At 42.5% G+C, this 11,458-nt stretch carries 8 protein-coding genes; 6 read left to right on the forward strand and 2 right to left on the reverse strand.

The window, feature by feature from the left end; genetic code table 11:
• The 4 genes from VK080_RS08290 to VK080_RS08305 all read left to right on the forward strand — a co-directional run.
• Positions 1-3,060: hypothetical protein (locus tag VK080_RS08290; protein WP_324224300.1), on the forward strand; the 3,060-nt coding region annotated here is incomplete at its 5' end.
• Positions 3,061-3,201: 141 nt separating this feature from the next.
• On the forward strand, positions 3,202-3,651 hold the full coding sequence (locus tag VK080_RS08295; protein ID WP_324224301.1) for a helix-turn-helix domain-containing protein: 450 nt from the start codon (positions 3,202-3,204) through the stop codon (positions 3,649-3,651).
• 189 nt (positions 3,652-3,840) lie between these two features.
• Entirely contained in the window at positions 3,841-5,037 is a 1,197-nt protein-coding gene (locus VK080_RS08300; protein ID WP_324224302.1) for an alanyl-tRNA editing protein, read from the forward strand.
• A gap of 289 nt (positions 5,038-5,326) precedes the next feature.
• On the forward strand, positions 5,327-6,520 hold the full coding sequence (locus tag VK080_RS08305; RefSeq protein ID WP_324224303.1) for a DUF4317 domain-containing protein: 1,194 nt from the start codon (positions 5,327-5,329) through the stop codon (positions 6,518-6,520).
• Positions 6,521-6,948: 428 nt separating this feature from the next.
• Here the strand turns inward: VK080_RS08305 and VK080_RS08310 are convergent, their stop codons facing one another.
• The gene (locus VK080_RS08310; protein ID WP_324224304.1) at positions 6,949-8,343 is read right to left on the reverse strand and encodes an alkaline phosphatase; all 1,395 of its coding nucleotides are present in this window, start codon (positions 8,341-8,343) and stop codon (positions 6,949-6,951) included.
• A gap of 566 nt (positions 8,344-8,909) precedes the next feature.
• On the opposite strand from VK080_RS08310, the gene VK080_RS08315 reads away from it, so the two are divergent.
• Positions 8,910-9,854, forward strand: a complete 945-nt coding sequence (locus VK080_RS08315) for a nucleoside hydrolase (protein ID WP_324224305.1) — start codon at positions 8,910-8,912, stop codon at positions 9,852-9,854.
• Between the two features lie 14 nt (positions 9,855-9,868).
• Here the strand turns inward: VK080_RS08315 and VK080_RS08320 are convergent, their stop codons facing one another.
• Positions 9,869-10,435, reverse strand: a complete 567-nt coding sequence (locus VK080_RS08320) for a sigma-70 family RNA polymerase sigma factor (protein WP_324224306.1) — start codon at positions 10,433-10,435, stop codon at positions 9,869-9,871.
• Between the two features lie 376 nt (positions 10,436-10,811).
• Here VK080_RS08320 and VK080_RS08325 point away from each other — a divergent pair.
• Positions 10,812-11,458 (forward strand): acyl-CoA dehydrogenase family protein (locus VK080_RS08325; RefSeq protein WP_324224307.1); only part of this gene is annotated, 647 nt, incomplete at its 3' end.

The raw sequence follows: 11,458 nt of genomic DNA on the forward strand, positions 1-11,458 counted from the left end.
TCCAATCAGAATATTGCCTCCCAAAACCTGAGTAAGTTAAGAATTGATCATCGGGTGACATTGGACGGGCTTTCCGATACACGTCTGTCCATGCAGCATTTAAAAATTTTTGAGGATGAATATAGTCAGGAGGTGCAGGAAAATTATATTCAGCTTATTCCATTAACACCGTCCACCTCGTTTAAGATGACACAGGGTTGTGGCAGTGTCAGGGAAAGGGCATTGATTTTTGCTGTATTGAAGCGGCATCAATTTTTTAAACTTTACCTGAAAGAATTGGAAATGATGATGACCGATTCTGCTTACAAAGGCTGGGCGGATTGGAAGGATCTGTATGATAAAAGGGTCGAAGCATGTAATGAAAAAACTGACGGCAAGTACCTGAAAACGATGCATTCGAAAATCGATCAATTTTTTCATGAAGATCCGGGGTTTCAACAAGAATTTATAGACGTCGTAGCCATATTTGAACAGCAGGGGGATACAGGAAAACGAGTGGAGGGGCAGACGCACGTCATTCAAAAGCTGAGAAAAATGATGGCGGAAGCAAGTGTTGATTTAATCGATGCAGACCTCGTCATTATGGATGAATTCCAGCGTTTTCCGGAACTGATTAATGCAGAACGTGACAGTGAAACAGCAATGCTTGCCAGTAAATTTTTTAATACCCCCAAGGCAGATCATTCGCAGGTAAAAATACTGCTGTTGTCTGCTACGCCATACAAACCTTATTCGACTCTTGAGGAAATATCGGAATCAGGCAGTGATGAACACTATAAAGAGTTCATGCAGGTTACGGACTTTTTATTTGAAAAACACCCAGAACATAGGCAGACATTCAAACGTGTATGGGAGGACTTTTCAACATCTTTAAGCGAAGTTTCCACACAGGATTTTGCCATGATTTTGGCAAAAAAACAGGCTGCGGAAGACAGTCTTTATAAAGGAATTGCCAGAACAGAACGTATTTTGGAAGAGGAGACTTCAGGTATCAGTGATAGAACGGTCGATAAAGCACCATTGCAAATAACGGAAGATGATGTTGCTTCCTATATCGAAATGGATAGACTAATGCAGGAAGTTGGATTAAAGGACAGGGTTCCGGTCGAATATGTCAAATCTGCACCGTTCCTCATGTCGTTTATGGATCATTACAAGCTGAAGGAAAAAATAACGCATGAAGTAAGCAAACATCCTGTCAGCAATGCAAGGCTAAAAAATCCGCTTTTATGGGTAGATGCAAAAGTCATTGCAAGATATGGCAAATTACGTGAAACGAATGCGAGACTGTCAAAATTAAAAGAGATTGCACTATCTGATGGTACCGAGCGGCTGATGTGGATTCCGCCGTCACTGCCATATTATGAATTCGACGGGTGTTACAGAGGGATGGATTCCTTTTCCAAAGTACTTGTTTTTTCCGGCTGGGAAATGGTTCCACGCTCTATTGCGACACTTCTATCTTATGAAGCAGAGCGGAAAACGGTCGGGGAGTTAGTGCGGAGAACACCGAAGAAAAAGCGGTCAAAGGCGTATAAATATTTTGCAGAGCAACGATTTCCCCAACCAAGATTAACGTTTACATTAAGGGACAATGTACCCGCCAACATGAATCACTTAACACTTTTATATCCATCTGTCACACTTGCAAAGCTTTTTGATCCGATTGATGTATTGAACCGAGGACTGACATATGAAGAGATTAAGGGGGAAATTAAAGAAAAACTGACTAAATTATTGGATGGACTTTCCTATGAAGTAAAGACAGATGACACAAGGCGTGATGAACGATGGTATTATATGGCCCCACTGCTGTTTGATTTGGACGAGACAGTTATTCAGAACTGGTTCGAGCAGGATGTTCTTCTTTCAGCAGATGATGAAGCGGAGCAGAAAAAAGCGGAGGACCTTGCGGGAATCGCCAGGCATTTTGAAGTGCTGCGGGAAGTATTTCATGAGGATTCATTACCGGTGCTAGGCAGACAGCCGGATGATTTGCTTGATGTATTAACGGCAATGGTGTTAGGTTCACCTGCAGTTTGTGCATTACGCTTAATGAAGGATGCCGATAGTGAAATCATTCCTCACGTCATTCAACTTGGAAAAACGATAATTGATCGCTTCAATTTACAGGAAATGACTTCAGTTGTCGCGTTACAATATGCAAAAGATGCTCATTGGAAAGGTGTTCTGAAGTATTGTGTGGATGGAAACTTTCAAGCAATGCTTGATGAATATGCCCATATGCTGCTGGAAGAAGGCGGGCTGAACAGAATGGAAACGCAAAAGCGCAATAAGCGTCTTATGGATGTGATGACGACCGCATTGAAGTCCCATTCAGCAAGTTTAAATGTTGACACCTATCAATCGTTTCAAAAACGTGTTTCGAGTGGTCAATCGGGCAATAAGGATACATCCATTAAAATGCGAACGAATTTTGCGGTTGGATTTTATGATAAACGGAATGCTGATAGATCCAAAGACCGTAAAGATAATGTCAGATTAGCCTTTAATTCACCGTTTCGTCCATTTGTGCTGGCAACAACCTCCATTGGTCAGGAGGGGCTTGATTTTCATTACTACTGCCGGAAAATCATGCACTGGAATCTGCCGTCCAACCCTATTGACCTGGAGCAGCGGGATGGCAGAATCAACCGCTATAAATGTCACGCCATCAGACAAACTGTCGCAAATCGTTATGGGGATATCTCTTTTGATACAGATATCTGGAATGAAATGTTCAGCCGGGCAAATGAGATGGAAAGAGACGATTCTACTTCGGAACTTGTACCATTTTGGTCATTGCCGGGAGAAAAGGGAAATGGAATTGAACGCATTTTTCCATTATATCCACTCAGTCGGGATGGCGCGAAGTATAACCGTCTGATGAAGATTTTGACGCTTTATCGTTTAAGTCTCGGTCAGGCGCGGCAGGAAGATTTGCTTGATCATTTGTTGCGTAATGATGTAAAAGAAGAACAACTGAACGCGTTATTCATGAATTTAAGTCCGTTTGCGAAAGAGAAAGAAACAACAGAAAATCCTTTAGCTCATAAATAAGATAAAAGGATGCTGACGTTAGTTCAATAGGTGAATATGAATGTTTCGGTCGGCCATTCCGGAAGATCCCGGGTGGCTTACTTTTATTAGTTTAATGATTCCGATGAGTTAAGGGAACGTTTCACTGAAATTCTTGAACATATGGCTACGATTGCAGCAGAAGAGAAGGAATATGCACCAACTTATACAACGGGTCAGTTAGCCAAGTTTTTTGGCGTTTCAACTACAACGATTAATAATTGGATTAAAGAAGGTCGTTTTATCGGAGTGGAACGTAAGGAACGCAATAAACAAGCAAGAATATCCGCTAATACACAATATATTGCACCATCTGGAGAGTCTCTTTCAGTAAAAGAAGTTGTAGAAATGTACAATGAGCAAGATACTGATGCTGATGAGAGAAAAAATGATAAAGAGGAGTATGTTTTTTTAGTTAACCAGCTGGGCATGTATGAAGATAAGTATGGGGGAGAATACGAGAAAACGCTTGCGAAGAAATCTTTCAATGATATGACAGCTGAAGAGCAAACGGACGCAGCAGCATGGAAGTATTTCTTAAAACGGATGGAAAATGTCAACAAACCTGACTAAAACGAATGATCGTTTTTTAGAAAGAGCTTTCTCACATTTAATTGAAGAAATTCTTGATGGAAGCAGTGGATTTTCCTCTACCCCAAATTCCATTTCAACCTGAAGTTCGTTATATGTCAAATTCTATCTTTTGAAAAAATCATATGTCCAACGTATAATAACTCCAACCAAACAAAGGAGCATCAACCTATGTTTACGAAAAAATTATTTTACCAGGATCCGTACTTACGCTCGTTTTCTGCCAGGGTGTTAACATCTGACAAGGATGAGCAGGGTCGTTTCTACGTTGTGCTGGACCGGACAGCTTTTTACCCGACAGGTGGCGGGCAGCCGCATGACACCGGTACATTGAACGGTATCCATGTATATGATGTGGAGGAAGCCGATGGAGAAGTCCGCCATTACATAGAAGAACCTGTTGACATTCACCATGAGATCACAGGTGAAATCGACTGGGAGCGGCGGTTTGATCATATGCAGCAACACGCCGGCCAGCATATTCTGTCGGCGGCATTTGAGGAGATGTTTGGCTATCAAACGGTCAGCTTTCATTTGGGACAAAAAATCTGCTCGATTGATCTGGATACCGCGGATTTGACGGATGAGGAATTAATGCAGGCGGAGAACAAGGCGAATGACATTATTTTGGAAAATCGTTCGATCGAGACGAAATGGGTGTCAGCGGATGAACTTTCGCAGTATCCGCTCCGAAAAGAAGTCTCTGTTTCAGACAATATCCGGCTTGTTATCATTCCGGATTTTGATTATAACGGCTGCGGCGGGACGCATCCTGACGCTACGGGACAGGTGAGCGCGCTTAAAATGCTGTATTGGGAAAAACAAAAGCAAAAGGTACGGGTCTATTTTGTCTGTGGGCGAAGGGTATTGAAAAAGCTGGGCGCCAAACATAAGGTGATTCAATGTTTAACCAATACACTGAATGCGCCACAGGAAGATTTGAATGAAACAGCAATACGCGCGTTACAGTTGAACAAAGATCAGGCGAAAACAATAAACGAACTGAAAAGGGAACTGATTGATTATGAGGTTGATTCCTATATAGAAAAGGCGGAGGAGAGCGACGGCCGGAAAATCATCAAAGCAGTTTTCGTGGGCAGACCTATGCCGGAACTGCAGCAGCTGGCAAAAAAGACTACGGCAAAATCCGATGACATGATTGCTGTGCTTGTCAACGAAACTAACGAAAAGCTGCAGCTCGTCTGTGCGAGTGGAGAAGCTGTCCACGCTAACATGAATGATCTGCTGAAGCAGGTTCTGCCACTGATCAATGGAAAAGGTGGGGGGAATGCTAAAGTTGCACAGGGTGGAGGCGAACGTATTGTGTCACCTGAAGCGTTAATAGAAGCATTCGTTCAGGTACTTTAAACAAATCAGGTTGTCGAACGCTTTCGCATGTTCCTATAATTCGTCAATGGCGTTTACAGGGACGTAATCAGGAACAGCAAGACAAGGCCGGGGTCAGGTCCCGAACATTTGGAAATAGTGCCAGAGCTCATAATATACCGTGACTCTGCTACGTTTTCGATCTATTAACATAGTAAGCGGATTTGAACCGGAAAATCAGCAGGCAGGACAGCCGCTCTCTATGATAGAATAAAAGAATGTGTGTACGAAAATATTACACACTGATTATCAACTTAGGAGTGGAACAACTTTGGACAAAAAAGACATAGCAGATATACGCAAACAATTTAAAGTGGATAATGATTTATTGACCATACATGATATTTTTAATGTGTATATCATGAAAGAATCGAGTGAGGTTTACCATCACCAAAGTATGCCGTTTGAAATGCTGGAACAGGAACAGCAAGAACTGTTTATGGACAATTTTAAAAAAGTGCTGTCAGGCCAATTGGATGAAAAGTTATTTGAATTAAAGTTTCAGCGTGATGTGGAAAACAACAGTCAGCTCATTCTTCATCAAGGTCTGTTAAGCAACGATACTGAAGAATGGAAAGGGCAAATGCTTCAGCTCGTCGAAAAAATGCTGACGAATAAGCAATATGAAATGGATATTGTCGTCACCTTTATTCGGGGCGAGTATATGAAGCCGATGAAGAACATGCGTGAAGAGGCAGAAGAAAGTGAACGGGATACCGTTTATTCCCATCCCTTTATTTTGTGCAGCGTAAACAAAACGCAGGATCCGAAAAAAGAACTGCTGTTTGACTATACTGAAAAAGCGTTTAAGTATAATATCGTCGTTGATCCGATTATCAATCTGAAAGCGCCGATGTCAGGCTTTTTATTTCCTTCGATTACAGATAATGCATCGGACGTCAACCATGTGCTTTATGCGGCAGGAAAGAAGAATGAACCGGATTATCACTTTATCGAAGACGTCTTAAATGCGGAAGACATCATGACGGCGGCACAGGATAAACTAGTTTTCGAGGAAATTGTGAAAAACGTAGCCGGTGATCAAGCCATCCATACATCCACGCTATCGAATGTATATGACGAGATTCATCAAGTCGTGGAAGAAAATGAAGAGGAAGGTCGGCCAAAATTAGATTACAAGGATGTCGAAAGCATTTTAACAAACAGTGGGATAGAAGACGTTAATACGGAAAAGGTGGCGTCCGCGTTTAAAACAGTGGTTGATGATGAACAATACGAGTTTAAAGCGAACAACATTGTCCCGAAATATGATTCAAAGTCGATTAAAATCGAGACGAAAATCGCGAATATCGCCATCAGCCCACAAGATTTAAGACATGTCCGGCAAGTCCATTTCAGCGGAAAGCGTTACTTAATGATGGAAGTGGATGAGAATGCGGTGATTGAAGGCTTTGAAATGATTCCGGAAGCATTGTTTCAAAAAGCGCCGGACAATGGGAAATGATATGCTGAAGTAGCCTGGAAAAGTCAGTTCAAACCAAAGAAGGATACACTGATATTCAGACATATAGGAAGGCAGAGTGACAGGCTCCTCATCCCGTTTTCGGGACCCATGACAAGATGCCTGTCATGCCTGGCGCGAAATAGCCAGTACTCCCGTTATTTAATAAGTAATTTCATTAGAAAGCAGATTGGTAAAAGAATCAGTTGTCAAGTTTTTCTTTACAATTGCCAGAGGCACTTGAACCAAGAATTCTTATATTTTGGGTAAAGACCGGAACCTCACTGTCCGATCTATAACTCACACAACAAAGCCCGTATCGCTATCAAATAGTGATACGGGCTATTGACCGAACCCTGTTATGATGATTGAATGGGAACTGAAGTTTTCAAGAAATTCTTATGAAACAGTCTCTTTCAATTACAGGTGTTTTAAAATAACTTATTCTCCGATTTCAGTTTCATAGCTTCTGCAATAATTTGTGGCAGTTTCGTATTATCGTAAAAACCGGAAAACTTATCAGCTTTCGGTCCGTATGCATAGACCGGGATGTCTGCACCTGTGTGATTTGTGCTTGTCCATCCGACACGTGCTTTGTCACTGATAACACTGTTAATGGCCAATGCAGCATTGTCTGCTTCCTGGATTTTCTGGACTTCCGCTTCTGTTAAGGTCATGCCAGTAGATGACTCAACGACTTCACGGGCGTTAGAGCGTTCGTTGTTTAGCTGAGATGCCATATGATCACCTGTAGCTGTGACATTTTGCAGGATATCGGCATTCAGTTCCATTGAGTCGTTTGTGCCGGCAGTCATACCGCCTGTGTCATGGTCAGGCGCAACAACTACCAGGGTCTCACCGTCTTCTTCTGCAAATTCGACAGCTTCCTGTACAGCCGCTTCAAAAGCCGCCGTGTCTGACATAGCCCAAGCAGCATCGTTGGCATGTCCTGCCCAATCGATCTGGCTGCCTTCAACAGTCAGGAAAAATCCGTCTTTGTCTTGTTCCAGTGTATCAATGGCTGTTTCCGTCATGGCAGCGAGACTTGGCTCTTCCGTTTCATCCCGGTGCAGTTCGGGCGAAAGTGCATCACCGGCAAACAGACCAAGGAGTCCTTCGCCTTCTTCGACATCCACATCAGCTTCTGCTAATTCTTCAGGATTTTCTACAAAATCCATTCCTTGCTCTTTGGCTTGTTTGATTAAATTGGCGTCTTCCTGATTGCCGCCTTCAGATGCCGGGAGAAAGTTATTTTTGCCGCCGCCAAGCATGACATCGACGTCGCTGTTAACAAGCTGTCTGGCAATCTCAGTTTCATTGTTGCGGTCATCCACATGTGCTGCAAAAGAAGCCGGTGTCGCATGGGTGATGGTTGATGTCGCAACCAACCCCGACGCTTTGCCTTCTTTTTCAGCAGCTTCCAGAATGGTTTCGAGATCATTGCCCTTCGGATCAAGACCAATCACACCGTTATTCGTTTTTTGACCGGTTGCCATGGCAGTCCCAGCTGCAGCAGAGTCAGTTATGTCCGAGTTTGCTGAATGAGTGGTGTACATCCCCTTTAAATGGTCGTCCCAAACGGCTTCTTCTCCTTTATACACCCGGTAATTGGCAGCATAGGCAGTACTGAACCCATCCGGAATCATATAGATGACGTTTTCGACCTTATTATTTCCTTTTCCATTTCCCGGCCCTGCCCAGTCTGGTGGCCCAGCCCAATCCGGTGGTCCAGCCCAACTCGGAGGTCCTGCACTTGCCGTTCCAAGACTTAAGCCGGAAAAGACAAGCCCAACACTAAGTGCTCCAATACCAAGTTTCTTTAACATGTTAGCCCTCCTTTTTAGTTTCTGGTTAAAGCGTAACAGCCGGATATGATGCTGGTATTAATTGTGAGTAAAAAATCTATGAAAATTTCTCCTACGATAGTGCTGGTCCGTTTTTCATAGATAGGTGATCAAAAACAATAAACAGCAGAAGTCCTAGGCAAATTGACAGGTGTTGTTAATAGGAAGAAATTCAGACGCATCACGCGATTTTCGTATGAGTAAAATGTTTACGGGAAGGGAGATAGGAATGGGAATATTCTGATATTGGGGTTCCGTGGGTGGAATCCTAATATCAGAGAAGGTTAAGTCTTTATTTCAATAAATTGGCCAATCAAATAAAAAATGATTAAAATCAAAGTGTAAAGATTTTCTATCAAACCGTATTATGCGAGGTGAACGCTAAGTAGTCACGGGACAGATCGTTCTATCATGACTTGGTTAATCCGGAAATAGTATCATTGACGAATAATAAGACACCATTTCCTCAAAATAATGGCAATGGTCCTTGTGCGGAAAGGCAGTTGCCATTATAATTTTTTAACAAGAAGCATTAAGGAGTTGTACGGATGCAAAACGAAAAACGCGTCATTTTAGACTGCGACCCGGGACACGACGACGCGATATCCATTATCTTAGCGGCTTCAAAGGTGAGTCTGCTCAAGATTGAAGCCATTACAACAGTGGCAGGGAATGCAGAAGTTGAAAAAAATACGTTAAATGCCCTTAGAGTATGTGACATCGCCGGGTTAACAGACGTTCCTGTAGCACAGGGGTCGCCGAAACCGCTGTTTAAAAAGCGGGAAATAGCTGAGGAAATTCATGGGGAAACAGGGTTGGATGGGCCGGTGCTTCCGAGTGAACCCGTCAATAAACCCGCTCAGCAGCATGCGGTTGATCTGATTATCAATAAAGTGATGGAATCGGATGGTGATCTAACGTTAGTTCCGACCGGGCCACTAACCAATATTGCCCTGGCGATGATTATGGAGCCAAACATTATTCCCAAAATCAACGAAATTGTTTTAATGGGTGGCGGTACATTCGGCAATTGGACACCGGCTGCTGAATTTAATATCTACGTGGATGCTGAAGCAGCTAAAATTGTCTTTGAAAGTGGCGTTCCCATTACCATGTTCGGCTTGGATGTGACACACCAAGCCCTTGCGACACAAGAAACAGTTAATGAGCTTTCTAAAATCGATAATCCGGTTTCGCATTTTGTTGTCGATTTATTAAAATTTTTTATCAAGACAAATCACGATGTGTTTGGGATGGATGGCGGACCCATTCATGATGCTTGTACGGTGGCATACTTGATCGACACTGCCATTTTTGATGTTAAACATGTTCGGGTGGATATTGAAACCACAGGGGAATTGACGTATGGCATGACGTGTGTGGATACACTCGGTGTAACGAAAAGAACACCAAATGTAAACTTCGCCTATCAGTTAAACTATGACAGGTTCTGGAATTTGTTTAAAAAAGCATTAAAATCTTATACGAATTGATGTGGATAGCGGCATCATAAGCGGCTATCCTCCATCAACATTATTTCACGTAGTTGCGTGTTCTTCAATTTTTTTCTCACTTGTTTTCCCCAACTTTTCACCGCATCAACAGTAGTATTTTCTTGTTCGGCAATTTCTTTGTAGGGCATTTCCTGAATAATATAGCCATACACCCATTTCCATTGATTTTCCGTCAGTTGGGATTTGATATGTTTCCAATGACTGGCATCATCCAACGGGAAAGATCGCTCGTTTACGATTGGATTGGAGGCTTCTGTGCCCCTGTGATGATTGCCGTCGGTGTCTTGTATTTTTTGTGCCTGGATGGCCTGCTGCTGGTTCTCATGGTGGCGGTTTTCCCGGCGCATGTAATCAATCAGGCGGTTCCGGATCATGTAATTGAAGTACGTTGCCATGGGACCTTTGTCCGGTTGATAGGTTTCATACGCATTCCACAGTGCGACTAAGCCTTCCTGAAAGAATTCCTGATGCGGATCGCGGATGTTCATTTTATGGATTTGGTAATGAATCCGCCGTTCGTTTTGCTCAAAAATTTCTTCAAATGAAAGTTTGTTGTCCATGTGACAGCTCCTTTAAGTGTGGTGATGGTAGTTCCTAAAATGTCCGATACCAGTTTTTAAACTGAAAATGATTTACTGCAAAATGACACCTTTTTCTTACCACACACGATAGTAGATATGACGCTTTCTATTATTACAATCGAATGTCAGGGGGAAAAGGTGTCATGTAATTAAAAATATTTTATCAATCACAAAATTCAGTTAAAAATACTGCCAAGTAGTTCTTCTTTTAAAAGAGTGATAGTGTTACCCTGGTAAAGTCAATAGGGGTTTGTTTAAAATTCAATTTGAAAAATGTTGTCTATCTGTTATAATAGTATCAAATATTCAGAATATACTATCCAGTAGGTATAGATATTTAAGGGGGGAATAAAAGGTGGATTTTTCATTCACAGACAAAACAAAAGCATGGCAACAGAAATTAACAGCATTTATGGAAGAACATGTGTATCCGAATGAGCGCGTTTACAAAGAACAGCTGAACGAGCAGGAAAATCGATGGTCTGCTGTTCCGCCGATAATGGACGAATTAAAACAAAAAGCCAAAGAAAAAGGTTTGTGGAACCTGTTTCTGCCTGACAGTACATATGGAGCAGGGCTTTCGAATCTGGAATACGCACCGCTCTGTGAAATTATGGGTCGCTCCATGATTGGGCCGGAAGTTTTTAACTGCAGTGCGCCGGACACGGGCAACATGGAAGTTTTGGAACGATATGGATCAGAAAAGCAAAAAAAAGAGTGGCTTGAACCGCTATTGGCAGGAGAAATTAGATCGTGTTTTTCCATGACAGAACCCGATGTTGCTTCAAGTGATGCGACCAATATCAAGGCAAGCATTAAAAGAGATGGTGATGAGTATGTGATTAACGGCCGCAAATGGTGGTCATCAGGAGTAGGAGACCCACGTTGCAAACTAGCCATTGTGATGGGGAAAAATGACCCTGATGCGCCTAAGCACGAACAGCAGTCGATGATTCTCGTTCCACTGGATACACCTGGCGTAACGGTTGAACGAATGCTTCC

The sequence above is a fragment of the Lentibacillus sp. genome (assembly GCF_035301925.1).
GTDB lineage: Bacteria > Bacillota > Bacilli > Bacillales > Amphibacillaceae > Lentibacillus.